Genomic DNA, 25,260 nt, shown 5'->3' with positions numbered 1-25,260 from the left:
TCGCCGGACGGGTAATTTTTCCGAACTGCTGTTTTCTGTCATGGTTCCTGCTCAAAAGTTTGGGGGAAAGTATTATTAATCGGGATAGGTACAGCAGAACATACTTTTGGTCAGAGGGACTTGATCCAGATCTGCCGCAAGCCATTATTGTTCAATAATTACCCGTACTTCCGGCTATTCAAGCCTTCCCCCGCCAGCTTTCCCTGACTAACCCGCTCGTCTTTTCTCCCAGACTGTCAGCTCAGAAAAGCTGTACTGAAATTTGTTGCGGGTTTCCCGAATCACAAAAGGCAGTGTTCGGGGCTCTATCAGCAACGTAAAGTGAGGCGCCAGCAGATCACACAGGCCATCAAATGTGGTGTAATCCTCACCCTCCTTCTGAAAGCCGCCTACCCATTTCTCCCGCGGCGTATACTCTTCCAGCCACGTATAGGGAGAGGCGACCAATAGTAACCCGTCATCGTTCAAACGCTCATGAATACGGGTCAGAAAAAGTGAAGGGTCGTAAAGCCGGTCAATAAGGTTGCCGGCAAGCACCAGGTCATAACCGGTAAACTCAGCCCCGAGGTCGCAGGCATCGCCCTGATGAAAAGCTACCCGCTCGGCCGTGTGCTCCAGACCCAGGGACTCCAGCGAACGCTCCTGGGGGGTTACCAGCGCGCCCTCTTCAGTTCGCGCGTAGCGAACCATCTTGTCCCGGGCCATTTTCTGGCACTGCTCTATAAATTTGCCGGAGAAATCGATGCCATCAACCTGCGCAAATGCCCGGGCAAGCTCAAAACTGCTGCGGCCACAACCACAGCCGATATCCAAAGCCCGGTTCAGCGCCCGGCCATCCATGGCATCGATTGCCGCCAGGGCCAGCGCTCTCGGGAAGTTAGCTTCACCATGCCACTGCTCACCATAATGGAACTCCAGGTACTGGGTCAGGGTTCCATCGTCTTCATAAAAGGCGCTTTTCTGCACAATGGTTTCCTTTATAGTCGTGTTCGTTATCATAACATGCCACAGAGACACCGAAAGCCGGGTACCCAACTATGAGAATAGTCTGCATTTCCGACACCCACAGTATGCACCGACAGGTTGATGTACCGGATGGAGATCTGCTGATACACGCCGGAGACAGCCTCGGCACTGGCAGCCTGAGAGAGCTGGAAGACCTGGACCAGTGGTTTGCGGAATTGCCCCATGCCAACAAAATTCTGATCGCCGGCAATCATGATTGGTGCTTTGAGGACGACCCCGAAGAGGCTCGCTCCCGGGTGCGTCATGCCCACTACCTTGAAGACAGCGCCATTGAGCTGGAAGGCCTGACCTTCTGGGGCAGCCCCTGGACCCCGGTGTTCTTCAACTGGGCTTTTAACCTGAAGCGTGGCAAACCTCTGGCTAAACGCTGGGCGAAAATTCCGGAGGCGACCGATATACTGATCACCCACGGGCCTCCGGCAGGAATTCTCGACCGGGTCGACACCCAAAAAGGAACCCTGAGGCCCGGCTGTGAAGATCTGGCGGCAAAGGTTGAAACTCTGGAGCTTAAACTCCATATTTTCGGACATATACACGAAGGTCACGGCCAGGAGATCATCGATGACTGCCGGTACATCAATGCCAGTACCTGTAATGGCCAATTCAAACCTCTGAACCCTCCGATTGTTGTTGATCTCTGAGCAGCAACACGAGGGCGTACTTCTGGAGCACCATGTCCAACTATCCTGAATTCTCATTACTGGAACTCGCTTCGGTTCGCGAAGGTGACTCGGTAGGCACGACGCTGGCCAACAGCGTGGCCTATGCCCAGCACGCCGAGAAACTTGGCTTCACCCGGTTCTGGCTGGCTGAGCACCACAATATGGAAGGCATCAGCAGCTCGGCCACGTCGGTTCTTATCGGCCACATCGCCGGCAATACGCACAGCATGCGGGTCGGCTCCGGTGGCGTGATGCTGCCTAACCATCCGCCATTGGTAATCGCAGAGCAATTCGGAACCCTGGAAAGTCTCTACCCGGGCCGTATTGATCTGGGCCTGGGGCGGGCCCCTGGTACCGACCAGGTTACCGCTCGTGCCCTGCGCCGTGATGGACTGGGGGCAGAACAGTTTCCCGACGACGTAGCACGCCTGCAATCCCTGCTGGGACCTTTACAGCCCGGGCAGCCTGTAAAAGCGATTCCCGGCGCCGGCACCAATGTACCTGTATGGTTGCTCGGCTCCAGTCTGTACAGTGCACAACTGGCCGCCATGCGTGGCCTGCCCTACTCCTTTGCCGGGCACTTTGCACCGCGGCTGTATCGCGAAGCCATCAAGGTTTACCAGGATAACTTTCAGCCCTCAGCGCAATTAAAACAGCCCTATACCATGCTGGCCGTTCCGGCTGTCGCTGCCGATTCGGTGCCTGAAGCTGAATATCTGGCGACAACCAGTTACCAGCGCATATTGTCACTCTTCCGGGGACAACCTCTGTGGATGAAGCCCCCCGTAGACTCCATGGACGGACTCTGGAGCGCGGGAGAGAAAGCGACTGTGCAGGACTTTCTGGGTCTGCAGCTACTCGGCGACGCAGCCACCATTAAAAGCCAGCTTGATGAACTACTGGCAAGCGTCAGTGTCGACGAGCTGATGTTCACTGTGGATATCTACGACCCTGAAAAGCGCCGCCACGCCCTGGATATTCTCAACCAGGCCCGGCAGGACTGACAGACCATGAGCCAGGTAACAACGCATATTTTTCTCTCCCATGGCCTTGAGAGTGGCCCCGGCGGCACCAAGGTTCAGGCTTTAAAGACTCTGGCCGAACGGTTTGATAACGTTCAGGCGCACGCCATTGACCACAGAAGCACCAAGGACCCTTCAGTGCGCCTTGCCCAGATGGAAGAAGCCATCCGTCAAAGCGGCGCCGCGCCGGAAAACGTGATTCTGGCGGGGTCGAGCATGGGCGGCTGGGTATGCGCGCAAGCCAGTGCAAACACCCCGGTTCTCGGATGTTTCCTCCTGGCGCCGGCCCTGGCTATGCCGGCTTACCCTCAATCCAGCCCGCATATTCAGGCTACACATACACAGCTTGTGCACGGCTGGGATGACGACGTTGTCCCCCCAGGGCCGGTTATAGAGCTGGCTCAACAGCAGGCAATCCCGATGTTGCTGCTGCCTGATGGTCATCGCCTGGCAGACAGTCTGGACAGGGTTCTGGATGAGTTTGCGGCGTTCCTCTCCAGAGCTGGCATTGGCCAGCAGGCGTACTATCATTAAATGCAAGGTGGCGAAGGGATCCGGATGCCTGTACCCTAAAAGTACGTACAAGCCGAAGCCGGGGCTATTGCTCAGCCCTGCCCTTGGCTTCCTTAGCGGCGCAGCCCGCCACAATGGCAGCGCTAATGGCCGTCGAACAAAACGGGACGAGACATGGTGGAAACGGACAAAGCCGGTCAGCAAGACACACCCAAGAAACACAACGCTTTCCTTTCAGCACTTAACTCCATTGACAAGAGCCTTGGCTGGATAGAAAAAACCGTCATATCCGTATGCGTTCTGGCAATGGCGTTGCTCATGAGTGCGCACGTGGTAGGGAGCCTCCTGTTCAACCGGGGAATTCCAGGCACCTACGAAGTCACGGAGATGCTCATTATCATCATCACCTTTGTGGGGGTCGGATACGCCGCTCGTTGCGCACGGCATATCCGGATGTCGGCGATTTACGACATGCTCGGCGATCGCCCACGTAAGATCCTGATGATTACCCTGTGTATAGGCACAGCTATTCTCATGTTCTACTTTGCCTATAAATCAGCCCAATACGATATGGCGCTGTACGGGCGAGGACGTGTCAGCTCTTCTCTGAATATCCCCCTCTGGACCATTAACCTGGCTCTGCCTATTGGTTTTACGCTTGCCGGTATTCAGTATGTTCTCACTACGTTGCGCAACCTGTTCAGCGAAGGTATTTACCGCTCGTTCAGTGAAAAAGAAGAGTTTTCTGAACTGCCGCTGGATGACAGTGGTGAAACCCATACGCCCGACGGCCCGATGGGTCCCTGACGGTCTGGTTATCAATAACCACTATGTATATTAAGCGCACAAAGGACTGATCCGGGGGAGATAATGCTGACTCTGCTAATAATAACGATGGTTGTACTGCTGCTTCTGGGGTTTCCGATGATGGTCCCCCTTGCAGTCGGCACACTGTTCATGATGTTTACGGACATGACGTTTTTCGGCCCGGACCAGGCCATCAGCTGGATGGTGTCGGGCGTAGGAAGCTGGGTGCTTGCAGCAGTGCCCATGTTCATATTCGCCGCCGACATTCTGACAAAAGGTCACACAGCCAACCGGTTGCTTGATCTGGTTGATTCATTTACACGTCACGTACGTGGCGGCCTGCCTATAACAACCGCTGCCTCCTGCGCCCTTTTTGGTGCGGTTTCCGGCTCCACTCAGGCGACAGTGGTTGCCATGGGCGGGCCCATGCGTCCGCGATTACTGGCAAAAGGCTATTCCGACAGTTTTGCGCTGGCCCTGATTATTAACGCCAGTGATATCGCTTTGCTGATTCCGCCCAGTATCGGATTTATTATTTATGGCGTGGTGATGAAAGCCTCAATCGGCGACCTGTTTCTTGCAGGGATCCTGCCAGGCATTCTTATTCTCCTGATGTTTTCAATCTACTGCTATATTGGTGCACGCATCAAAGGCATTGAGCCGGATCCCCGTGCTTCCTGGGGAGAGCGCTTCCGCGCTCTGCGTAAAGCCATTCTGCCTATGGGCTTCCCGGTTCTTGTGGTTGGCGGCATTTATGGCGGCTATTTCAGTGCGGTTGAAGCGTCAGCGGTGGCCGTGGCCTACGCCCTGCTCCTCGAGGTAGTGATTTATCGTAAGGTCGCCATCAGTGAACTCCCGGGCCTGGCCTTGTCTACCGGGCTGATTACTGCTGTTGTGTTCATACTGGTGTCGATCGGTGCCGCGTTTTCTCAGGCACTGGGAACAGCCGGTGTTCCCGAGCAGCTTCTTGGGCCGGTTATCGAAAGTGTCGGTGACAACCAGATCCTTGCACTGCTGCTGATTGCGCTCGCGTTCTTTGTGGGCTGCATGTTTGTGGACCCGATCGTCGTGATTCTCATCCTGGTGCCTATCTTTAAGCCCCTGGTGGTTTCTACCGGCCTGGACCCGATTCATGTGGGTGTGATCGTAACCCTGCAGGCCGCCATTGGCTCTGCAACACCACCTTTTGGCTGTGATATCTTCACCGCCATCGCCGTGTTCCGCCGTCCTTATCTGGATGTGATTCGTGGCACTCCGCCTTTCGTGTTCATTCTGCTGCTGGCCACGTTCCTGCTGATCTGGTTCCCGCAGATATCGTTGTTCCTGCCGTCAATCGGTGGTGATTGACGGCCAGCAAACTGCCTGAACGCCAGCAATAAAAAAACCCCGGCATGAATAACCGGGGTTTTTATTTAACGGCTCCAGCTGTCTGTAGGCGCGGGAGCCTTGGGGGTATTATTAAGACTCGGCGTCGCCGTAGGCCTCCAGAAGAATGTCCAGGGACTTCTTGGCGTTCTCCCCGACTTCATCAATAAAGGTCTGACGAACCGGCTTCACCAGTTCACGGAATTTTTCCCGCTGCTCGTCTGTGAGCTCAACAATCTTGATATCACTATCCGCCTTGATCTTATCCAGGCGCTTTTCGTTAAACTCGCTCTGGATCTCGTGGCCTGTTTCGACCAGATCAGCGGTCACTTCCTTGATCATCTCACGGTGTTCATCCGAAAGACCTTCGTACCAGTCGAGGTTGCCCATCATGGTAGCGACAAACTGGGCCTGCTTGGCAAAGATCATGTAATCCTGAACTTCATAGAAGCCCATTTCTTCATGCGCAAACACCGGCTGGATGTTGGCATCGGCCTGACCCTGCTGCAACGCGCTGTAGAGCTCGCCATAAGCAATTGTGATCGGTGAGGCGCCATACGCCTGGTAAGTTGAACGCAGCAGGCTGTTATCCATTACACGAATATTGAGGTTGTCCATGTCTTCAGGCGTCTCAATGGACTGGTTCGATGTCCACACCTGGTAACCCTCGGCCAGCTCTGACAGTGGCACCAGACCGCGCTGGCGGAATGATTGCTGCCACGCGTCACTCTCCAGGAACTCGGGCGAGTTCAGCACCTTAACCGCTTCAAGCTGGTCTGCCGGCATTACAAAGTTCAGGCTGAGTAGCTGGCTTTCCGGCACAGTGCCGCCCAAAGCGCCCGACCCGAAGGCAAGCTGCAGTGACCCGCTCTGTACGGCGTCATACAGGACGGAGTAAGAAGACCCCCACTTACCGTATGGAAGCAGTTGCACCGTCACGTCGCCGTCTGTTTTGTCTTCAATGGCTTCTTTGAATGCTTCTGCATACCTGGCCTGCACACTGCCCTCGATTTCTTCGAGGCCAAAGCGCCAGGTTTCTGCGTTTGCAGCCGTTGCCGCTGACGCAAGACCTACTGCGGTTGCAAGACACAATGTTTTATAGAGTTTCATAGTTGCTCCTTCTGGAAACCGGGATAGTTATTATTGATACAGAACGTCAGCACACTCCGCGTGGCTCTCTTTCCATTTCCGTATCCCCGTTGGCCCCGTTTTACCCCGCCCATTAAGAGTCAGGCCATGTCCGGTCTGTATTTTGGGCTCATTGGCCGCCGTCTGTGGGCGGCTGTCCTGTTAGCATAGCACTAACAAAAGGCTACACACTGTTTACAATGGCAAAAGCTGCCACGTATGGCAAGAAAGACACATTAGCGGCCAGACTTGAGCTTTTCCCAATACTTTGCATAAACCTGCAGGGCATCGTCGCCAATGTCTGTCTGGAACTCAGCATTCACCATGTCGTCCCGCGTGGGGTAACTGGCGCGGTCATCCGCCACATCCTCACCAAGCAGCTCTCTCGCCGGCAGGACCGGTGTGGCGTAACCAATGTCTTCGCTGATCAGTGCGGCAATCTCAGGCTGAAGTATAAAACTGATGAACTGGTGCGCAGCGTCCGGATTTTTGGCATTCTTCGGGATCACAAAGCTGTCCAGCCAGGCAATCACGCCTTCTTCCGGGTATACGTACTCCAGGGATTCCATGCTGTCCTTTCCCATAACGGCTTCGCCGTTCCAGATCATGCCGACGTCTGCCTCACCTTCGAGAAACGGCATGCGTGGCGCGTCGGAATTAAAGGTGCGCACTGAGGGCATCAGCTCGGTCAGTTTTTCATAGGCTTCTTCAATTTGCTGCGGATCCGTACTGTTGCCGGGGTACCCCAGTACTCGCAGGCTCATGTGGAATACTTCCCGCATATCATTGGTGAGGTTCACCCGGCCCTCAAAACGCTCGTCCCAGAGATCTTTCCAGGCGGTTACCGGATCCCCTTCTATATCGGCTGTATCTACCCCTATGCCGGTTGTGCCCCAGAGAAAAGGCACGCTGTACTGGTTATCCGGATCGATATCCAGAGATGTCAGTTCAGGATCCAGCTGGTCAAAGCCACTGATTTTGCTCTGATCAATCGGCATCAGCAGGCCTTCGTTTCGCATTTTGCTCACGTAATAGGTAGACGGCACGGCAAGATCATAGGCTGCACTTTCGTCCAGCAATTTCAGCCGCGCATACATGGCCTCATTACTGTCGTAGGTGGTGTAGACCACCTCGATACCTGTTTCTTCCTGGAAACGGGTCAGTACCTCCTGGGGCATATACTCCGACCAGTTATAGAGGTTCAGTACCTGTGAATCCTCTGAGCTGCAGCCCGTCAGTCCCAGGGCCAAAAGGCCCGCCAGTGCGATTTTCTTCATTGTTTGCTCCTTGAAAGAATCCATTGCGACAGCATCAGCATCACCAGTGAAAACACCAGCAACAGGGAACCCAATGCGTTAACTTCGGGTTTAAGCCCTACACGCACCATTGAGTAAATGCGCAGAGGAAGAATCTCATAACCGGGACCACTGACAAATGTGCTCACCACAACATCGTCCATGGAAAGCGTAAAGCCCAGCAACCAGCCTGCCATTAATGCCGGCATAATAACGGGGATCAGAACTGTGCGGGTTACGGTGAACTCACTGGCACCCAGATCCCGCGCCGCCTCCGGCAAGCGCTCATCAAAGCCGCTCAGTCGTGCCATAACGGTGATCACTACGAAGGGGAGACAAAAGGTAACGTGGGCCAGCAGCAGCGATACATACCCAAGCTTCAACCCTACCAGCATAAACAGCCCCAGCAGTGAAATTGCCAGTACAATTTCCGGCGACATCATCACCACGAACAGCATGCCGTTCAACACCTTCTTGCCCCGGAAACGATAGCGGTGCAGTGCCAGGGCAGTGAGTGCCCCGATGATGGTCGATACCGTCGCCGCGGTCAGCGCCAGCCACAGTGAATTCCACATGGCCTGCACCATAGCGTGGTTACTGAACAGCGACTCGTACCAGCGCAGACTGAACCCGCCCCAATTGTAGCCGGTACGGGAGTCGTTGAATGAAAACACCACAAGCACCAGTATGGGCACATACAAGAGCAGATAGACCAGCGCAAGATAGCTGCGGGAAAGCCAGCGCATTACGCCCCCTCCTCGCCCAGATGACGTTTGCTCAGACGATGGGCAAAAATCAGCAGTGCCATGGTGAGGGTCAGAACAATACTGGCCGCCGCACCAAAGGGCCAGTTACGGGCATCCAGAAACTGATTCTTGATGACATTGCCCACCAGCAGGTTTCGGGAACCGCCCAGTATATCCGGGACAAAAAACAGCCCCATAGCCGGCAGCAAAACCAGCATAACCCCGGCCAGCACACCTGGCAGAGTCAGGGGAACAATCACATTTTTAAAGGTGGCCAGACGGCCGGCGCCCAGGTCGTGGGACGCAAGCAGAACGTCCTGGCGCAAATCCTCGAACACGGAATACAACGGCAGAATCATGAAGGGTAGCAGCAAATACACCAGCCCGATGATAACGGCACCTTCTGTGTACAAAAGCCGGGCCGGCTCATCAATGACCCCCAGCGACATAAGCGCGCTGTTGAGCAGGCCATTGGTTGCCAGGATCAGTTTGAGGGCGTAGGTACGTACCAGTGAATTGGTCCAGAAAGGTACAATCAACAGAAAAATCAGCAAGGTCTGACGGCGCTTTCCGACGTGAGACAACGCCCAGGCGAACGGGTAGCCAATCAGCAAACAGACCAGGGTGGTCATGGCTGCCATGTACAGCGAATGCAGAAATACATCCAGGTACAAAGGGTTAAACAGTTGTCGGTAAGCGTCCAGGTTCAGGGGCAGGGAAATGAAGGTTGAAGGATCCCGTGTCATCACACTGGCGCCCACCACCAGCATGTTGGGAGCAAGCACAAGGAACAGCAGCCAGCCCCATACCAGCATCAGAACAGCTGCCCGGAAGGGCTGTTGCTTAATGCTCTGCAACATCAGCCGCAAGCTCCTCTTCGTCGGTCAAGGGCTCATCGCTCTCTTCTGCCAGTAACCATTCCCAGCCATCAACCCAGCTTACCCGCACACGCTCGCCCAGACTGTAATCAAAAGCCGGATCGTCCTCGTCAAAGAACTCACTGGCCATTACTTCCCGACCATCTTCAAGTTCAATTACCGAATCCAGAGTACTGCCCTTATAGTTACGCTCGATAATTTTTCCAGGCACACCTTCAGTATCCTCCGGCGCCAGCACCCGTATGTCTTCCGGGCGCAGCAAAACATGCAGTAACTGGTTCACTGAAACACGAAAAGACGGCGTATTCAGCTCCCGATTCAGGCCAAGTACATCCACGCTGATACGCTTGCCATCAACCCTGGTTACCCGGCCCGGGAAAAAGTTGGTCTGCCCGATGAAACGAGCCGTAAATACGTTCGCCGGGCGCTCATAAACTTCTCTGGGTGTGCCCAGCTGCTGAATATACCCATCCTTGAGCACAACAATGCGGTCCGACATGGACAACGCCTCTTCCTGATCGTGGGTCACAAACACAAACGTGATTCCCAACTCCCGCTGCAGCCGCTTGAGTTCTACCTGCATGGTGCGGCGCAGTTTGTAGTCGAGTGCAGACAGAGGCTCATCCAGCAAAAGCATCTTTGGTCGCTTGACAACGGCCCGGGCGATTGCAACCCGCTGCTGCTGACCACCCGAAAGCTGATGCGGCTTACGTCCGGAAAAATCCTCGAGCTGCACCATGGCAAGCGCTTCTTCAACCCGTTCGCGTATTTCCGTTTTGGGCCGCTTTTCCATCTTCAGGCCATACGCTACATTGTCGAACACAGACATGTGAGGAAACAGCGCATAGTTCTGAAACACCGTATTGAGCGGGCGCCTCTCCGGCGGGGTCTGCGTAATATCTGTGCCGGACAATGTCACCGAGCCCCGGTCCGGGTGCTCAAAACCCGCCATCATCCGCAACAAGGTGGTTTTCCCGCAGCCGGACGGCCCCAGAAGCGTAATAAACTCACCATCACCAATCGTAAGGCTGAGCTCATTCAGTATGGTTTTACCATCAAACTGCTTACTGATCCCGCTCAGCGTTAAGAGTGCTTTAGTCATCAGCTCTGCCCAAAGAGTAAGCGGCGTATTTTTTCAGAAAGCGCGCTGCATAAAAAGAGTTATGCAGGGTTTCTACGCGATAATATTGAAGGTTTTTTGCGATGGATGCACCCCGGCTAAATCAATAGCCGGGGTGCAAGTAGCGGGGACTCAATCGTTCGCAATGCTGTTCAGGTAGGCTTTATCTGAAATATTGGTCCACTGACGCACCTGTTTCAGATAGTCATGCTGGGAGTTGATGATTTCTTTAGCCAGATCATCTTCTTCAGCCGCCTCGGCCAACAGTTTGCTGGTCGCGTCACGCATGGCATCGATTACATCCGGCGGGAACGTCTTGTGGGTCACGTCCGGGTAATTCTCTTTCATACGATCCCAGGCCGCACCGCTTTCGTGGGTAATCTGAATGTACATATCATAGGCCGCCGTTCGCATGGCAACGCGCAGGATTGCCTGCAGGTCTTCAGGCAGCTCTTCCCAGGACTTCTGATTAATCAGGAACTGAACCTCGGCTCCCGGCTCCTGCCAGCCTGAGTAGTAATATTTGGCAATCTGGTGGAAACCCATGGGGAAGTCGAGGGCCGGACCAACCCACTCCACCGCATCAACGGTGCCACGCTCCAGCGCTGTATACAGCTCCCCGGGGGGCAGGTTGGTCACCGCAGCGCCCAGTTCAGACATGACCTCGCCCGCGAATCCGGGGGTACGTATTTTCAGGCCTTTAAGGTCGTCTACCGAGTTGATTTCCTTGTTGAACCAGCCACCCATCTGGTTGCCCGTGTTGCCTCCTGGAAACGACAACAGACCGAAAGGCTCATACACTTTCTGCATCAGCTCCATGCCTTCGTCATGGTAAAACCAGGCGTACATTTCCGGTGCAATCATGCCAAAGGGAATGGTGGTGAAGTACATGGCATTGGGGATGGTGCCCTTGTAGTAATAAGAGGCGGTATGTCCCATATCGTACTGACCGTTACGTACCAGGTCGAAAATGCCAAACGGCGCCTTGTGTTTATTGGAGCTGTCGATACGGATCCTCAGACGGCCGTCGGACATCTCTTTAACCATTTGCGCCAGATTTTCCGTGGTTTCACCCAGAACCGGCGCGTTAGGGCCCCAGGTCTGTGCCAGCCGCAACGTATATTTTTCTGCCGCCACGCCGGACGTGCTGATAGCAAACAGCAGCGTCAATGCAGCCATTCTGAACAGGCGAGTTGTCATAGTTCGCACCATCTATGGTTTTTGTATCGGGTTGTTTTGTTATACGTGCGTAATAGTAGCCTGCTGCCAGCTTAACGCCAACAGCGGCCTGAAAATAAGGGTAAGGGCGCTTGCGCCCTCACACTTTGAACTGACCGACCAGACCCCGCAGGCTCTCGCCCAGCCTGGCCAGTTCCTGGCTGGCCTCGTTGGTCTGAGTAACACTGGTATTGCTGTGCTGGGCTGCATCAACAATGCGCACCACGTTCTGGTTAATCTCTTCAGCCACCTGGCTTTGCTGCTCCGCAGCTGTTGCGATCTGGGCCACCTGGTCGTGTATCTGCCCAACAGATGTTTCTATGGTTGTCAGCGCATCAGTTGCATGGTTTATCCGCTCTACAGTCTCCGTTGACCCCTCACGAGAGCTATTCATACGATCAACCGCCAGCCTGGACTCGCTTACAAACCCTTCAATCATTTCACGAATCTGGTCCGCAGACTCGGCACTGCGCTGAGCTAACTGGCGCACCTCATCGGCCACCACTGAGAATCCCCGTCCATGTTCTCCGGCACGAGCCGCTTCAATTGCAGCGTTCAGTGCCAGCAAATTCGTTTGCTCTGTCACGGCATGAATAACATCCAGAATTTTCTGGATATCATCGGACTTCTCTGCAAGTGCATTAATACTGTGGGCACTTTCCTGTATCTCATCAGAAAGCCGGTTAACCGCGCCCTGTGCGTTGGCAATGGTCTGGCCACCATCTTTAGCCATGCGATCAGCATCTGAAGCCGCCCCTTCCACTTCGCTGGCGTTGCCCGAAATCTGCTGAACCGTTGCCGCCATTTCGTTGATGGCCGAAGCGATCTGATCGGTTTCTGTACCTTGTGCCTGTACTGAGGCATGGGTATCACTGGCTACCCGACTCAGTTCTTCAGCTGCAGATGCAACCTGGTCTGTCGTTGAGCCCACTTCACGGATTGTCTCCTGTATTTTGATGACAAACCCATTAAAACGACGCCCAAGCTCTGATAGCTCATCATTGCCATCTTCCGGAAGGCGCTGACGCAAGTCACCATCTCCATCAGCAATCTCCTGCATCATATTACTGACATTATCCAGTGGGCGCGTCACTGTTCGCCCGGCAAATACGCCGATCAATACTGAAGCGACCACCACAACAAGGGTCACCAGAATGCTAAACCGGAGGGTATCAGCGATGCTCTCTTCAATGTTTGTACGAGCAGAAGCCACCTGCTGCTGTATGTCGGTTACATAAACACCTGCAGAGATCACCCAGTCCCATTCCGGTATAACGGTCGCATAACTCACTTTGGGCTCCTCATTGCCCGAGGCCGGATTGGGCCAGTCATAGGCGTAATAGCCATCCGACTCTGCTGCACGGAACAGTTGCCTCAATACTCTGATGAACTCAGGTCCGGCGCTTTTGCCTTCGATAGATGGATCCGGCGAGTAGGAAACAGCCTCCCCTGACCGGTGGAAAGCAAACACATAGTTAGTTCCTTCAAAGCGGATGGTCCGCAGCCTGTCCGCAGCCGCCTTTTTGGCCTGGCGCTCTGTCAGTCCGGGATTATTCCTGGCCTCCACCGCTACAGCTTTCGCTGCTTCAACCAGGTTTTTGAGGCCATCTTTGCGGGACTCCATAAGACTTGATTCAAGGCGTTCCAGCTCGGCTTCCCCGCCTGCTTTTATCTGCGCTACAGAAACCCAGGAAACGATGACGGCCGTTACCAACACAGGGATCAAAACCGCTAATAGCAGCCGGGTCCGTATACGCAGGCGATTTATAATATTCATTGTTGCAGATCCTTGGGGGCTCTTTGGTTTCGTGTTCTATCTTTATCGACAGGCCGCCTGATATCTTGAACACAAATTCATGTGCGGCACGCCGTTAGTCAACAGGCGCCCCCTCATCACACTTAACGCAATCAAGCTCAAACCCCAGCATGGAGCGTCTCCCGGCTTCCGTTGTTACCCAGGGTCGGTTAACCCAGGGTGGAGTGTGGCGTACATGCTGATTGTGACCACAGGCAAGCCGGGCTACCCAGTGGTCTTCTTCGTCTTTATGGTAAGCAATAATTGGCTGTTTCATGCCGCCCAAGTTAACCGACCAGGCTGCGAATGAAAATCGCCGGCCGCACGGGCAGGCCAGTAAGCTGCCTTAAAAGGCGCCATTTCAGACGCTGGGTACCTCCAGTCCAGTCAGCCGGCAGGCTCACTTCCATCATCAGATCCGGGCCCAGCTTGACCATCCTCACCTGCTCCGGCACAAGCCCTACTGCGTGCAAGGCCCGATGAACCTCCTCTGTGACCTCCGCCGAAGGGGCCGCAAGCATCAACTCGCGCACCGCGCCAACGGTCATTTTTACCGGTACAACTATGAAGTAAACGGAAATGGCAATCATCATGGCCGGGTCGGCATAAACAGCCCAGCCAGACCAGGTGCTCTGTTCCATTCCCCAGGCCACTCCAAACCCCAGCAAAACCGCAGCGCTAAGAACAGAGTCCATAAACCACTGGCGCTGCTCTGCAACCACAAGGCCAGAGGGCTCACGCCCCTCCGCCCACTTCAGATACAGCCACACCAGAGCACAGCCCAGAACACTGACACCGGCAAACACCAGAGCTTTATCGGCACTGACCGCACGGCCGCCCTCAAGCACGGCTGCAACGGCAGACGCCAGAGACAGCACACACACCAGAGTAATCACCATCCCTTTAACGGCAATCACCAGAGGCTGAACCGCGCCACGACCAAGCGGGTATTTCTCGTTCGCCGGGCGCCGGACAATCCTCGCCGCGTACAGTGACAATAGCGATAACAACAGGCTTACCAGTGAATACGCACCGTCAAACAGAATAACCAGTGAATCAATCCACAACCCCCAGGTTATCCCAGCGACAGCGAACAGAGCGGCAGCAACCGCAGACACACCCAGCGCCATATTTTCCCGCGCTATCAACTTGAACATTTTAAACCCCCGTGAATTACCGGCATATTATCGCTGTATACTGAGCAGGACGAGTCGGTGAGCGACGGAAAACCCGTCACCAGAGGAGGTCTTTTATGAAAACGTCACAGATCCGGGTGTTCCTGGCGGTGGTGCGCCATGGCACGATTGCTGCCGCCGCACGGGAGCTGGGAAGAAGCCGGACAACCATCAGTACCGCTCTGGCAGCACTGGAAGATCAGCTAGGCGTCGCGTTGTTTGAACGCAGCGGCAATCAGCTTCAGCTGACGACCATCGGCCATGCCATTGTGACTGATTGCCGGCGCTTTGATCAGGTAGCAGGGCAGATTTTTGCCCGATGCCAGCACCACCTCAGCGGCGCTGAATCTGTACTTCGGATCGCCCGGGATGATTCCATTCCAGAACCTGTGTGGCGAGATCTACTGCGCCGGCTTAAAATCCGGTTCCCGCAAACCAGCCTCTCCGTGTACCTGGGCACACCCCGCGAGCTTCCAACGCTGGTCCGGAACCAATCGGTCGATGTCGCTTATGGCCTGATGCCGGAACCCCTGAGCGAAGGCTATCACTGGTTTCGTGAACTTGCGGATGTGCGCATGCTCACTGTTGCTGCGCCGGATCACCCTCTGAGCCAGTTGAAACGGGTAACTCAGGACGACCTCATCGGCTATACAGAAGTCACACTGGCTTTTTTGCAGAACGACCGGCTGGAAGCCGAGTCCCCGGAAACGGCCAATTACCTGGCCTTCACCCTCTATGAACTGATCCGGGATGCAGTGATTGATGGCGCCGGCTGGGCTGACCTGCCATTACCGCTAATTGCAGAGGCCCTGGAACAGGAGAAACTCAGCATTGTCCACCATCGCAGCGCTCGCTGGTGGAAGGTGTTCAGCGCTCTGGAATCTGAACAGGCACAGGGCGGTGCGGTTGTGGGCTGGCTGGCAGAGGAGCTTGAGCAGTACCTTACAACGGTAGAATAAGTCTTATTGTGCCGCTGTCTTACTGCGACCATTCCAGGCTGACCATGAATAAATCGCCAGAGCGGTCCATATCATGATGAAGCTCGTCAGTTTTTCCGGGCTCAGAGGCTCACTGAACACCAGCAGCGCAATCAGGAACTGGATCGTCGGGTTGATATACATAAGAAACCCCACAGTCGACAGACGCAGTCTGCGGGCAGCCCCTGCAAACGCCAGCAGAGGAATCGCCGTGACAATGCCGGAAGAAATCAGCAAGAGCATGGTGGCTGTGTTTTCTGTGAAATGAGAAAGGCCGGCATAGCTTAACGCTGCCAGTGCAAGCATGCCCACCGGGAACAAAAGCAGCGTTTCTACAAATAAACCGGAAAGGCCGTCCAGAGCCACCTTTTTGCGGAGCAATCCGTAGGTTCCAAAACTGAATGCCAGTACCAGGGTTATCCAGGGCACAACACCCAGCAAAAATAACTGGTAAAGAATGGCGATGGTAGCCAGTGTTACCGCAACTATCTGCAACCGGCTGATCGTCTCTTTCAGAACCAGCATTCCCAGACCCACGTTTACCAAAGGCGTCAGGAAATAGCCCAGGCTGGCCTGAAGCACCTGCCGGCTTTCCACGGCGTAAATATAAACACCCCAGTTCACCGCAATCAGCACCGCACACCCCAACACAAATCCCAGCTTTTCCGGATGCGCCAGAGCCATTTTCACCGGCTGCCAGCGCTTAAGAAACGTTATAACAATCGCCAGAAAAACACTTGACCAGAGCACCCGGTGAATCAACACTTCCCAGGCCGGCACCCCGTCAAACAAGGCAAAATACAACGGGAAGCAGCCCCACATAATATAGGCGGACAAGCCATACATAACGCCCTTACGGGCTTCCTGCTGGGCCATTTACAAGCTTCCTTCTTACGCGGTGAGTTAAACGTGGCGCACCTGGCAGGTGACGCGCCCGGGCAATATGGCTTAATCTGGGCAAACATCCATAAACAACGGAGCATCACACATGAAAACAGTCCAGGATTTTGTTGCCGATGCGAAGCAGCATATTCAGGAAGTCCCGCTGGAAAAGGCTGAGAGTGCCATTCAGGCCGCGGACCTGCTACTGGATGTTCGTGATGGAGACGAGTATCGCCAGAGCCACATTCCCCAGGCCACTAATATTTCACGCGGCCTGCTGGAATTCAAATTCAGTAACGATCCGGCTCTGGCAGACCGGAGCATGAATATTGTGCTTTACTGCAAAAACTCGGGTCGCTCAGCACTGAGTGCGAAGGCCTTGCAGGAGATGGGCTATCAACACGTCCAGTCAATTGAAGGCGGCTTCGACGCCTGGCAGGAAGCTGGCAAACCAGTAACAAAGCGGGAACTGCCACCGTTCGGATAAATCTTCTAAAACGTCCGGAAACCGGGCCGGACAGGTTTTACCCCCCGGCCCGGCCAAAAGCTATGGACGCTTTGTCACGGCCATAGTCAAGCGGGAGATGCAGGTCGTTTTACCTTCCTCATTTTCAACTCGGATTTCCCACACCTGGGTGGCACTGCCAATATGAATGGGCCTGGCTGTTCCGTACACCCAGCCCTTGGTAGCCGGCCGGATGTGGTTCGCATTAACTTCCAGCCCCACAGCAACTGTGCCCGGATCTTTCAGGCAGCAGTTTGCCGCCATACTGCCCAGGGTTTCTGCGAGAACGACAGAAGCACCGCCATGGAGGATGCCAAAAGGCTGAACCGTGCGTTCATCAACCGGCATACGACCTGTTACGTAATCATCACCGATTTCAGTGTACTCAATGCCCAAATGGTTAACGGCCGTATTCTCACTGGCTTTGGCCAGGTTCTCAAGATCCGGTTTACGGGTCCAGATTGTCATGTCGGAAAAACTCCCTGTGAGGTTGAATTAATGCGCAAACAGCACCAGAGAGAATAACAGGTCTGGTAAAAACAGGTGACCCTCATTTCCCAACGACAGAAGGACAGGCACTATGAAGATCCTGATGGTTCTTACTTCCCACGACCAAATGGGCGATACCGGACAAAAAACCGGCTTCTGGCTGGAAGAGTTTACTGCACCTTACTATGTGTTCCTCGATGCCGGGGCGAATATAACCATTGCCTCGCCTAAGGGTGGCCAGCCTCCGGTTGATCCGAACAGCGAGGCCAACGAGGCTCTGACAGAGACCACGCGCCGTTTTGAGTCAGACGCCCACGCCCGGGAAGCACTCGCCAGCACTAAAAAACTGGCGGATGTTGATATGAATGAATTTGATGCCGTGTTCTATCCGGGTGGCCACGGACCGCTGTGGGATCTGGTTAACAACGACACATCCATGGCGCTGATCAAAGCCGCTTACGAGCAAGACAAGGTGATTGGTGCCGTGTGTCACGCACCCGCTGTTTTCAAAAATGTTGAAATCAAACCAGGTCAGAACCTGGTTGGTGGCCGCGAAGTCACCGGCTTCAGTAACAGTGAGGAGGAAGCTGCCGGCCTTACACAGATCGTCCCTTTCCTGCTTGAGGACATGCTAAAGGACAACACTGCCACTTACTCAAAGGGCAACGACTGGGAACCTCATATTGTGGTGGATGGCAGGCTGATAACCGGTCAGAACCCCGCATCATCAGAAGGTACAGCTAAAGCCGTTCTGCAGGCCTTGCAACAAGACTAACCAGCGCTCCTGCTACCTCGGCCGGGCTTTCTTATCTGGCCGAGGAAACTCTTTCCCGTATTTCTGACGACCATGGCGGCATTTCTGTATTTGAATCACCCTAACGCCTTCCATATACTTCGCCTCCTATTTTAATAGCGCCATCAGCGGCAAATCATTAGCCAGACATTGGAGGAACATCCCGCTATGGGGCCCGTCGTACTTTTAATTTTTATCGTGTGTGCCGTTTACGTTCAAAATCGTGGCGAACTCCACCATGAACGGCTAACGCGCAAGATCACGGATCACTCCAACCTGCTTGCACCAGTTAATTGTCTGTTTTATCTCTTCTCCGATGTTGGCAATAAACCGTTTATCAATACTCGTCAGTTTTCCCAGCTAAAAGTGTTTGAGGATCATTGGGAGGAGATACGCGATGAAGCTGTCAGCCTGAATGCTCAGACTCACATCAAAGCATCTGACGAGCTGGACGACCTGGGCTTCAACTCGTTCTTCAAAACCGGTTGGAAGCGCTTTTATCTAAAATGGTATGGCGCCAGTCTGCCCTCGGCAAACCTACTTTGCCCACGAACGGTGGAATTGATCAATGAGGTACCGGATGTAAAAGGGGCCATGTTTACCATGCTGCCGCCCGGTGCCAAACTGGTCAGGCATCGCGACCCTTATGCAGGTTCGTTGCGTTACCATCTGGGACTGGTGACGCCCAACTCTGACAACTGTTATATCAATGTAGATGGCCAGAAGTATGCCTGGCGCGACGGCGAGGCTGTAATGTTTGATGAGACCTATCTGCATTATGCCGCCAATAATACCGACAGCAATCGCATCATTTTGTTTCTTGATATCCGTCGTCCAGTCACCTTTGCTCCAGTCGACTGGTTTAATCAGCTGTTTTCAAAGATAGTACTGGCAGCATCAGCAACAAAAAACATCGAGGGCGACAAGGTAGGCCTGCTCAATCGCATGTTTGCCAGCGTGCAAAAAGTACGCAACCAGGGTAAGAAGCTGAAACGCTTTAACCGCACGCTGTATTATGCAGTGCAATACATTCTGTATCTGCTACTGATTTACTGGATCTTTTTCTGATAGATGCCTGCAGGGACGCGGTGGAACCTGTGCCCCTGCAGGGTTTGAAATTGTGCCAACAACCTCAGTAGTGCACCACAGACCGAATGCTCTTACCCTCATCCATCAGATCAAACGCCTCGTTGATGTCTTCCAGCTTCATTTCGTGGGTAATGAACACATCCAGCGGAATCTCACCCTTCTCGGCTTTTTCCACATAACCCGGCAACTCTGTACGGCCTTTCACACCGCCGAACGCAGAGCCTTTCCAGACCCGACCGGTCACCAGCTGGAATGGACGTGTGCTGATTTCTTCGCCAGCACCTGCAACCCCGATAATGATGGATTCACCCCAGCCCTTGTGGCAGCACTCCAGTGCTGAACGCATAAGCTGAACGTTGCCCACACACTCGAACGAGTAATCCACACCGCCGTCGGTCATGTCGACAATAACTTCCTGAATCGGCTTATCATAGTCGTTCGGGTTAACTACGTCGGTGGCACCCAGCTGCTCGGCAATCTCGAATTTACCCGGGTTTATGTCGATGGCAATGATACGGCCGGCCTTGGCCATTTTGGCGCCAATGATCGCGGCCAGCCCGATACCACCCAGGCCAAAGATAGCAACGGTTGCGCCTTCTTCGACTTTAGCAGTGTTCAGGACGGCGCCAATACCCGTGGTGACGCCACAGCCCAACAGGCACACTTTATCCAGGGGTGCTTCTTTCGGGATTTTTGCCAGAGAAACTTCGGGCAGAACCGTGTATTCAGAGAAGGTGGAACACCCCATGTAGTGGTACAGCGGCTCGCCTTTGTATGAAAACCGTGATGTGCCATCCGGCATCACACCCTTACCCTGGGTTTCACGCACAGAGCCGCACAGGTTGGTCTTTCCGGAGGTACAGAATTTACACTTGCCACATTCAGCGGTATACAGTGGAATGACGTGATCCCCGACCTCAAGGCCGGTGACACCTTCACCCAGGGCTTCAACAATGCCGCCCCCTTCATGCCCGAGAATGGTTGGGAAAAGGCCTTCCGGATCGGCACCGGACAGGGTGTAGGCGTCTGTATGGCAGACGCCCGTTGCCACAATGCGAACCAAAACTTCACCCTTCTGGGGCGGTGCGACATCAACCTCAACGATTTCCAGCGGTTTGTTGGCTTCAAAAGCTACGGCAGCACGGGATTTAATCATTCTGAATCTCCTCTGATTCGTTTTGGCAAAGGCGTTACAGGCCTTATAATCGTTACTGTATCATTGAACAACAGCGCCGGCCTGCCTGCCGCCTGACCTGTTTCATCAAGAGAGGACACTGGTTTATGGCCTTTTTCAGCCAAAAGTATGCCCGGAAACAGTTAAGCGCTGAAGCAGCCAGAGTAAGCCCTGCCGACCTGAAAACACTGCTGGAACGGCAACAGGCTATTGAGGACAAGGTCAAAGGCAGCGGCAAACTGAAACGCTTCAGTGCCGATATAAAGCTGATGTTCTCCATGCTCCGGGATTACTGGAATGGCAGCTACAGGGACATCCCCTGGAAAAGCATTGCCGCCGTGGCGGGCACACTTATTTATGTAATGAACCCTCTGGATTTAATCCCCGACCTGATTATTGGCGTGGGTTTTCTGGACGATGCCGGTGTGGTTGCCCTGTGTCTGAAATGGGTTGAATCCGACCTGCACCGGTATGCGGCCTGGAAAGAACTGGAAGAGTCGAAGAGACAAACCGCTCAGTCACTGTAGCCGGTCAGTTCCATATAGCCGACACCCTGATGACTGCCGGAAATGTCGACAGCACTCTCCCAGTACGGGTATAGCCCCGGGTTGGTGTAATTACCCGGGGGTGCCAGCAACTCCAGGTTGACCTGATACGCAGGGACCCGTAGCTGCCAGCGCACAGGTACACCCTCCCGTGTTTCCAGCATTTTCAGATTCAGCTTGTCTGCCGTTAAAGGCGCCGGAGTGCCTTCTGCCGGAATCCAGGTACCAGACCGGAAGCTGCCGCTGTCATCCCGCAGACGAAACGCCATCAGTTTATCGCCACTGTCCAGGTGCAGCGCAAACCAGTCCCAGCCCTTCTGCCCGGTTTTCAACAGCTGGCTGCTCCACTCCCGGTCAAACCAGCCTTTGCCGCTGACGGCCAGGGTTTCATTATTCATTGTTACCTCACCGGTAATGGCGATATCGACCAGGCTGAAGTACATCGAGCCTTCGCCACCGGCAGACTTGGCACTGAACCCCTGCTCCCCATGGCCTATGGGCGCGCCTTTGATCCGCAGGGTCAGGTCGTAGCTCAAATCATCATCGCTGACCTGAAGCCGCCAAAGGTTGCTGTCGGGTTGTCCGCTCAGGCGCCAGTTATCCAGCCACACCTGAAACGGAACGGCCGTGGCACCTGCATGTCCTATATCGCCACGGGCCAGCTTTTCGGCAAAGTGATGGCTTCCTCTCCAGCTCACGGCTGCGTGCGCCATCCAGGCAGCCTGCAGTGGCCAGTCTGCGGCCGCAGGGGCAGATTCGGCTTTGGCTCTGGGCTGAAGCGCCTGACGGAATTGTGTCCACTGTAATCCTAGGGGCTCTCCCGACTCGGTTTTCAGGTTTGCCGTGAGGTACCACCATTCAATGCGGTGCTGGGGGTGTGGACCGAAATCCTCAGGAAAATTCAACGACGTTTCCGGGCCCGGCTGCAAATAGTCCACTTCGGCGGAAGCGTTTGCTCCACCCCCTCGCTCAAGTCCCGCCAGACCGGCAAAACCGTCATCTCCGGCATCGCCGGAGCAGCCTGCGAGCAGGCCTGAAAGCAGTATGAAACCCATGTACCGGATCATCGCTCACCTCCAGCCAGAGTGTTGGCAGACACAGGGGCAACGCCTGGCCGGCCAAGCTGCCGGCGCATAAGTACAGCAATACTTAGCCCGATAATCAGGCTGAGAAGGCCAAGCTCAAGCCAGAATACCGGGTACACCGCCATGGGTAACGACCAGCCAAACGCCAGAGGGTTAATCCGGTGTACCAACACCCAGGTCAACCAGATACCCAAAGGCAGTGCCAGCACGGCAATACCACCTGTCAGCATCAGCGATAACCGTACCAGTTGAGCTGCAACCTGAGGTTTTGGCATTCCCCAAACCTCAAGCAGCCGGAAATACCAGGCCCGGGCAGAGAAAAACACCCATCCCATCATCAGCAAGGACGATGCTGCCAGCACCAGGGTCAGCAGCGTCATTGCACGTGTGAGTGCAAATGTCTGGTCAAACACACCAGTAGCCAGCTCCCGGACCGTATCACTGTCGCGCATGGGTAAGCTCTGTACACCCCAGATCTGATGAAATGCCTCGACCACCGGGCCGATGCCGGGCACCCCCGGCGTTATGGCGTAACTTTCTGAACGGGGGGTGAATTGGTCGGGCAAGCTGTCAGCATTCAGCAGGACCTCGCCCACTGGGCGACCATAGTCCGGATAAACACCCACCACCGGCAGGGTTAAGGACTGCCCGCCAAAGTCCAGCTGTATGGTGCGGCCCGCCCCGACCTCTTCCCGGCGCGCCAGCTGCTCATTAATCAGCGCCCCCTCACCGGCAGCCAGGTGTTCCCAGGGCCGTGCTGTTGCCTCCAGAAACTCCCACCCGCGAACCAGTGAACTGACCGGGGCGAGCGCATATACGTCGACTTGCTGACCATCCGCCTTGCCAGCGTCGACAAAATCCGCGTGGCCACGAACAACCCGATGCCACTCCATGCCGGGCGTCTCTGTTTGCTGGCCTGCAAGCCAGTTGGCAACTTCATCGCTGTCGCTGCCTGCAGGCACATCAATGTAATAGGCAGCTGCGAGCCGTTGCTCCAGCCAGTGATCAAAGGTGTCTTCAAATGTGGTGACCAGCGCCTGAACCGCCAGCACCATGGCTAAAGCAAACTGCAGGGCGACCAGCGGTAGGGTCAGGCGCCGGACCAGAACCGCAAGCTCCCGGTATCGCCACCGCACGAGAGGCGCCTCTGAGCGAAACGCCTGCCAGTGCGCAAGACGCGCAACGGCCACCGGAGTCAGCCAGCCAACCCCGGCAAACACCAGAGCAACGGCTGCAAATACCCAGAACAGGGACGGACCCAGCCACGCCAGAACCAGGCCCGCCAGCAACAGCATCGCTGCCACACCCGCCCATACAGGTGCCGGGACAAAAAGGCGCTGGCGAAATCTGAGCCATAGCCAATCCCCCAGAGAGGCGACCTTCACCACCGCCAGCATAACCAAGGCCGGCGTTAACCAACTCTGACCCTGGCCGGCATAAAGAGGAATATCAAACAGGTTGTCCAGGGCTTCTCCGAAACCACTGCCCAGTCCCGCAGCCAGCCAGCGCCCCAGCCAGACGCCAGGCACAACGCATATCAGCGCCAGCACAAACGTCTCGAGCATTAGCCAACGCTGGACCCGATCCGGCGACACACCAAAACGGTGCAACAAGGCAAAACTGTTCCGGCGCTGCGTCAGACCCAGCAGGTACACACTCCGCAATAGCAGCGCTGCGATCAGTAACACCAGTATGCCCAGGGCTTCGAGATTGAGCAGAAAACTGTCTCCCAGTTCGCCGGTATCCGGACCTGCGGAAAAACGTCGCAACTGGTAAGCCGGGGGAAGAGCTTCCGCCCGGGTGGTGTCGGACACCAGCAGAGATAGCTGGCTTTCCCTGATTCCGTCAGTAGTGGCGGCAGCGTGAATATCCACAAAGGGTCTGCCATCCAGAGGCTGCTCCCAGCTGCCCGGCGCTTCGGCCCCGTCACCAAAACAGCGGGCGGCCAGTGGGTCTATCCCAATCAGGCGGTTTCCGGCTTCCGGCGTAACCTCCAGCCAGGGCATAACACACACGCCCGCCAGGCGCAGTGACACAAAATCGTCTGTTCGCAGCGCCTGACCATCATGCCGGACCACCTGTTGCCGCTCCGCGACGGCCTGCTCACTCTGATCCAGGCTTGCCCGGGCCTGACTGGTCAGGTGGCTTACTCCGGTCCACAACATGGTGGCAACAAGGATCATGACGGCCAGCGCAGCCAGCTGCCAGGGATGCCGACGGTAATGACTGAGTAAGGCCCAGGGCAATAACAACGTACGGCAGAAGCGCTGATAAAGTGACCGGATACCCGTCATACGCCACTCAGGTGGCCAAGATCCAGGTGGTGCTGGCAGCTGTCCGCCAGCTCGGCATCGTGAGTTGCCAGAACCAGACTGCAGCCATAGCGGACCTGAAGACTGAACAGCTCCCGGATAACCTCATCGGATGTGTGGCGATCAAGACTCCCGGTAGGTTCGTCTGCCAGAATCAACGCCGGTTCCATGGCAAACACCATTGCCAGCGCCGCACGCTGACGCTGGCCCCCGGATACCTGGTCCGGATAACGCCCGGCCAGCTCACTTATATCCAGGCGCGTAAGCCAGTCTTCGCTGTTTTTCGGGTCCCGGCCTGCAAGCCGGGCCCGGAACCGCACATTGTCCAGCAGCGACAGGGCGGGCATCAGGTTCGCTTCCTGAAATACCACACCAATATGTTGCCGGCGCAAGGCCGACCAGGCCTCGGTGGTGCCTCGCCCTCGCGCGCGGCCAGCATCAAACACCTGCTCCTGCATAACAATGGTGCCGGTATCCGGCCACTCAAGACCACACAGCAGATTCAGCAGCGTGCTTTTCCCGGAGCCGGAACGGCCAGTCAGTGCCAGTGACTGGCCCTGTCCGAGCGTAAACGACAGCTTCTCAATTACCGGAACCGTCTCATTGCCACTGATAAAATGCTTGCTCAGGCCACGCACAGCCAGTAGTGAATCTGTCAC

At 55.2% G+C, this 25,260-nt stretch carries 26 protein-coding genes; 10 read left to right on the top strand and 16 right to left on the bottom strand.

The genetic code is table 11. The features are described from left to right. Positions 1-207: 207 nt before the first annotated feature. Entirely contained in the window at positions 208-966 is a 759-nt protein-coding gene (locus FFI95_RS04390) for a putative 4-mercaptohistidine N1-methyltransferase (protein ID WP_144821161.1), read from the bottom strand. 71 nt (positions 967-1,037) lie between these two features. Between FFI95_RS04390 and FFI95_RS04385 the strand changes: the two genes are divergently transcribed. The 5 genes from FFI95_RS04385 to FFI95_RS04365 all read left to right on the top strand — a co-directional run bounded on the left by FFI95_RS04385 (position 1,038) and on the right by FFI95_RS04365 (position 5,377). Beyond that, entirely contained in the window at positions 1,038-1,667 is a 630-nt protein-coding gene (locus tag FFI95_RS04385; RefSeq protein WP_144821160.1) for a metallophosphatase domain-containing protein, read from the top strand. A 32-nt stretch (positions 1,668-1,699) separates the two neighbouring features. Then, a complete protein-coding gene (locus FFI95_RS04380) occupies positions 1,700-2,692 on the top strand; it encodes an LLM class flavin-dependent oxidoreductase (protein WP_144821159.1) in 993 nt (330 codons plus the stop codon). Positions 2,693-2,698: 6 nt separating this feature from the next. Further along, positions 2,699-3,244, top strand: a complete 546-nt coding sequence (locus tag FFI95_RS04375; protein ID WP_144821158.1) for an alpha/beta fold hydrolase — start codon at positions 2,699-2,701, stop codon at positions 3,242-3,244. A 153-nt stretch (positions 3,245-3,397) separates the two neighbouring features. Beyond that, positions 3,398-4,030: a TRAP transporter small permease gene (locus FFI95_RS04370; RefSeq protein ID WP_144821157.1), complete on the top strand. Its 633-nt coding sequence runs from the start codon at positions 3,398-3,400 to the stop codon at positions 4,028-4,030. Between the two features lie 63 nt (positions 4,031-4,093). Further along, positions 4,094-5,377: a TRAP transporter large permease gene (locus FFI95_RS04365; RefSeq protein ID WP_144821156.1), complete on the top strand. Its 1,284-nt coding sequence runs from the start codon at positions 4,094-4,096 to the stop codon at positions 5,375-5,377. A 111-nt stretch (positions 5,378-5,488) separates the two neighbouring features. On the opposite strand, the gene dctP is transcribed toward FFI95_RS04365, so the two are convergent. The 9 genes from dctP to FFI95_RS04320 form a co-directional block, all read right to left on the bottom strand. Then, positions 5,489-6,505 (bottom strand): TRAP transporter substrate-binding protein DctP, encoded by a 1,017-nt coding sequence (dctP, locus tag FFI95_RS04360; protein WP_144821155.1) that lies wholly within the window; start codon positions 6,503-6,505, stop codon positions 5,489-5,491. A gap of 254 nt (positions 6,506-6,759) precedes the next feature. Then, complete coding sequence (locus FFI95_RS04355; RefSeq protein ID WP_144821154.1) at positions 6,760-7,800, bottom strand: extracellular solute-binding protein; 1,041 nt, start codon at positions 7,798-7,800, stop codon at positions 6,760-6,762. Beyond that, positions 7,797-8,564, bottom strand: a complete 768-nt coding sequence (gene potC, locus FFI95_RS04350) for a spermidine/putrescine ABC transporter permease PotC (protein WP_144821153.1) — start codon at positions 8,562-8,564, stop codon at positions 7,797-7,799. Before potC ends, FFI95_RS04355 begins: the two co-directional genes overlap by 4 nt. Then, positions 8,564-9,424 (bottom strand): spermidine/putrescine ABC transporter permease PotB, encoded by an 861-nt coding sequence (gene potB / locus FFI95_RS04345; protein WP_144821152.1) that lies wholly within the window; start codon positions 9,422-9,424, stop codon positions 8,564-8,566. Before potB ends, potC begins: the two co-directional genes overlap by 1 nt. Next, a complete protein-coding gene (gene potA, locus FFI95_RS04340) occupies positions 9,408-10,544 on the bottom strand; it encodes a spermidine/putrescine ABC transporter ATP-binding protein PotA (protein ID WP_144821151.1) in 1,137 nt (378 codons plus the stop codon). Before potA ends, potB begins: the two co-directional genes overlap by 17 nt. Before the next feature lie 150 nt (positions 10,545-10,694). After that, positions 10,695-11,762, bottom strand: a complete 1,068-nt coding sequence (locus tag FFI95_RS04335) for a TRAP transporter substrate-binding protein (protein ID WP_144821150.1) — start codon at positions 11,760-11,762, stop codon at positions 10,695-10,697. Positions 11,763-11,880: 118 nt separating this feature from the next. After that, the gene (locus FFI95_RS04330; RefSeq protein ID WP_144821149.1) at positions 11,881-13,557 is read right to left on the bottom strand and encodes a methyl-accepting chemotaxis protein; all 1,677 of its coding nucleotides are present in this window, start codon (positions 13,555-13,557) and stop codon (positions 11,881-11,883) included. A gap of 94 nt (positions 13,558-13,651) precedes the next feature. Further along, a complete protein-coding gene (locus FFI95_RS04325) occupies positions 13,652-13,852 on the bottom strand; it encodes a DUF3565 domain-containing protein (RefSeq protein WP_144821148.1) in 201 nt (66 codons plus the stop codon). Between the two features lie 10 nt (positions 13,853-13,862). Beyond that, positions 13,863-14,732 carry a cation efflux transmembrane domain-containing protein gene (locus FFI95_RS04320; RefSeq protein WP_144821147.1) on the bottom strand — a complete coding sequence of 290 codons (870 nt, stop codon included), beginning with the start codon at positions 14,730-14,732 and terminating at the stop codon, positions 13,863-13,865. 95 nt (positions 14,733-14,827) lie between these two features. Between FFI95_RS04320 and FFI95_RS04315 the strand changes: the two genes are divergently transcribed. After that, positions 14,828-15,709, top strand: a complete 882-nt coding sequence (locus FFI95_RS04315; protein WP_144821146.1) for a LysR family transcriptional regulator — start codon at positions 14,828-14,830, stop codon at positions 15,707-15,709. A 3-nt stretch (positions 15,710-15,712) separates the two neighbouring features. Here FFI95_RS04315 and rarD read toward each other — a convergent pair whose 3' ends face one another. Then, positions 15,713-16,603, bottom strand: a complete 891-nt coding sequence (gene rarD, locus FFI95_RS04310; protein WP_144821145.1) for an EamA family transporter RarD — start codon at positions 16,601-16,603, stop codon at positions 15,713-15,715. Between the two features lie 112 nt (positions 16,604-16,715). Between rarD and FFI95_RS04305 the strand changes: the two genes are divergently transcribed. After that, positions 16,716-17,096 carry a rhodanese-like domain-containing protein gene (locus tag FFI95_RS04305; protein ID WP_144821144.1) on the top strand — a complete coding sequence of 127 codons (381 nt, stop codon included), beginning with the start codon at positions 16,716-16,718 and terminating at the stop codon, positions 17,094-17,096. 60 nt (positions 17,097-17,156) lie between these two features. Here FFI95_RS04305 and FFI95_RS04300 read toward each other — a convergent pair whose 3' ends face one another. Next, positions 17,157-17,582, bottom strand: coding sequence for a hotdog fold thioesterase (locus FFI95_RS04300; RefSeq protein WP_144821143.1), 426 nt, complete (start codon positions 17,580-17,582; stop codon positions 17,157-17,159). Positions 17,583-17,694: 112 nt separating this feature from the next. Between FFI95_RS04300 and FFI95_RS04295 the strand changes: the two genes are divergently transcribed. Together FFI95_RS04295 and FFI95_RS04290 are read left to right on the top strand one after the other, a co-directional pair. Next, the gene (locus FFI95_RS04295; protein WP_144821142.1) at positions 17,695-18,378 is read left to right on the top strand and encodes a type 1 glutamine amidotransferase domain-containing protein; all 684 of its coding nucleotides are present in this window, start codon (positions 17,695-17,697) and stop codon (positions 18,376-18,378) included. Positions 18,379-18,564: 186 nt separating this feature from the next. Beyond that, a complete protein-coding gene (locus FFI95_RS04290) occupies positions 18,565-19,464 on the top strand; it encodes an aspartyl/asparaginyl beta-hydroxylase domain-containing protein (RefSeq protein ID WP_144821141.1) in 900 nt (299 codons plus the stop codon). A 64-nt stretch (positions 19,465-19,528) separates the two neighbouring features. Here FFI95_RS04290 and FFI95_RS04285 read toward each other — a convergent pair whose 3' ends face one another. Next, positions 19,529-20,641: an S-(hydroxymethyl)glutathione dehydrogenase/class III alcohol dehydrogenase gene (locus tag FFI95_RS04285; protein WP_144821140.1), complete on the bottom strand. Its 1,113-nt coding sequence runs from the start codon at positions 20,639-20,641 to the stop codon at positions 19,529-19,531. Between the two features lie 125 nt (positions 20,642-20,766). Between FFI95_RS04285 and FFI95_RS04280 the strand changes: the two genes are divergently transcribed. After that, on the top strand, positions 20,767-21,186 hold the full coding sequence (locus FFI95_RS04280) for a YkvA family protein (RefSeq protein ID WP_144821139.1): 420 nt from the start codon (positions 20,767-20,769) through the stop codon (positions 21,184-21,186). Here the strand turns inward: FFI95_RS04280 and FFI95_RS04275 are convergent. From FFI95_RS04275 to FFI95_RS04265, 3 genes are read right to left on the bottom strand one after another with little or no spacing between them, the layout of a single operon-like run. Next, positions 21,174-22,271, bottom strand: coding sequence for a lipocalin-like domain-containing protein (locus FFI95_RS04275; protein WP_186311957.1), 1,098 nt, complete (start codon positions 22,269-22,271; stop codon positions 21,174-21,176). The genes FFI95_RS04280 and FFI95_RS04275 overlap by 13 nt on opposite strands. After that, positions 22,268-24,583, bottom strand: coding sequence for an FtsX-like permease family protein (locus FFI95_RS04270; protein ID WP_144821138.1), 2,316 nt, complete (start codon positions 24,581-24,583; stop codon positions 22,268-22,270). Before FFI95_RS04270 ends, FFI95_RS04275 begins: the two co-directional genes overlap by 4 nt. Continuing rightward, entirely contained in the window at positions 24,580-25,260 is a 681-nt protein-coding gene (locus FFI95_RS04265) for an ABC transporter ATP-binding protein (protein WP_144821137.1), read from the bottom strand. Before FFI95_RS04265 ends, FFI95_RS04270 begins: the two co-directional genes overlap by 4 nt.

This window comes from Marinobacter piscis (assembly GCF_007671655.1).
GTDB lineage: Bacteria > Pseudomonadota > Gammaproteobacteria > Pseudomonadales > Oleiphilaceae > Marinobacter > Marinobacter piscensis.
Note: the sequence above shows the minus strand (reverse complement) of the source record. Positions and strands in the feature narration are given on the sequence as shown.

Excerpts from the sequence above, each read along its gene's own strand:
- FFI95_RS04305 (WP_144821144.1), top strand. The coding sequence starts at position 16,716 with ATGAAAACAGTCCAGGATTTTGTTGCCGATGCGAAGCAGCATATTCAG.
- FFI95_RS04300 (WP_144821143.1), bottom strand. The coding sequence starts at position 17,582 with ATGACAATCTGGACCCGTAAACCGGATCTTGAGAACCTGGCCAAAGCC.
- FFI95_RS04285 (WP_144821140.1), bottom strand. The coding sequence starts at position 20,641 with ATGATTAAATCCCGTGCTGCCGTAGCTTTTGAAGCCAACAAACCGCTG.
- FFI95_RS04295 (WP_144821142.1), top strand. The coding sequence starts at position 17,695 with ATGAAGATCCTGATGGTTCTTACTTCCCACGACCAAATGGGCGATACC.
- FFI95_RS04270 (WP_144821138.1), bottom strand. The coding sequence starts at position 24,583 with ATGACGGGTATCCGGTCACTTTATCAGCGCTTCTGCCGTACGTTGTTA.
- FFI95_RS04290 (WP_144821141.1), top strand. The coding sequence starts at position 18,565 with ATGGGGCCCGTCGTACTTTTAATTTTTATCGTGTGTGCCGTTTACGTT.
- FFI95_RS04370 (WP_144821157.1), top strand. The coding sequence starts at position 3,398 with ATGGTGGAAACGGACAAAGCCGGTCAGCAAGACACACCCAAGAAACAC.
- potC (WP_144821153.1), bottom strand. The coding sequence starts at position 8,564 with ATGCGCTGGCTTTCCCGCAGCTATCTTGCGCTGGTCTATCTGCTCTTG.
- FFI95_RS04315 (WP_144821146.1), top strand. The coding sequence starts at position 14,828 with ATGAAAACGTCACAGATCCGGGTGTTCCTGGCGGTGGTGCGCCATGGC.
- FFI95_RS04320 (WP_144821147.1), bottom strand. The coding sequence starts at position 14,732 with ATGTTCAAGTTGATAGCGCGGGAAAATATGGCGCTGGGTGTGTCTGCG.
- potB (WP_144821152.1), bottom strand. The coding sequence starts at position 9,424 with ATGTTGCAGAGCATTAAGCAACAGCCCTTCCGGGCAGCTGTTCTGATG.
- FFI95_RS04335 (WP_144821150.1), bottom strand. The coding sequence starts at position 11,762 with ATGACAACTCGCCTGTTCAGAATGGCTGCATTGACGCTGCTGTTTGCT.
- FFI95_RS04355 (WP_144821154.1), bottom strand. The coding sequence starts at position 7,800 with ATGAAGAAAATCGCACTGGCGGGCCTTTTGGCCCTGGGACTGACGGGC.
- FFI95_RS04280 (WP_144821139.1), top strand. The coding sequence starts at position 20,767 with ATGGCCTTTTTCAGCCAAAAGTATGCCCGGAAACAGTTAAGCGCTGAA.
- dctP (WP_144821155.1), bottom strand. The coding sequence starts at position 6,505 with ATGAAACTCTATAAAACATTGTGTCTTGCAACCGCAGTAGGTCTTGCG.
- FFI95_RS04380 (WP_144821159.1), top strand. The coding sequence starts at position 1,700 with ATGTCCAACTATCCTGAATTCTCATTACTGGAACTCGCTTCGGTTCGC.
- rarD (WP_144821145.1), bottom strand. The coding sequence starts at position 16,603 with ATGGCCCAGCAGGAAGCCCGTAAGGGCGTTATGTATGGCTTGTCCGCC.
- FFI95_RS04330 (WP_144821149.1), bottom strand. The coding sequence starts at position 13,557 with ATGAATATTATAAATCGCCTGCGTATACGGACCCGGCTGCTATTAGCG.
- potA (WP_144821151.1), bottom strand. The coding sequence starts at position 10,544 with ATGACTAAAGCACTCTTAACGCTGAGCGGGATCAGTAAGCAGTTTGAT.
- FFI95_RS04275 (WP_186311957.1), bottom strand. The coding sequence starts at position 22,271 with ATGATCCGGTACATGGGTTTCATACTGCTTTCAGGCCTGCTCGCAGGC.
- FFI95_RS04375 (WP_144821158.1), top strand. The coding sequence starts at position 2,699 with ATGAGCCAGGTAACAACGCATATTTTTCTCTCCCATGGCCTTGAGAGT.
- FFI95_RS04385 (WP_144821160.1), top strand. The coding sequence starts at position 1,038 with ATGAGAATAGTCTGCATTTCCGACACCCACAGTATGCACCGACAGGTT.
- FFI95_RS04365 (WP_144821156.1), top strand. The coding sequence starts at position 4,094 with ATGCTGACTCTGCTAATAATAACGATGGTTGTACTGCTGCTTCTGGGG.
- FFI95_RS04325 (WP_144821148.1), bottom strand. The coding sequence starts at position 13,852 with ATGAAACAGCCAATTATTGCTTACCATAAAGACGAAGAAGACCACTGG.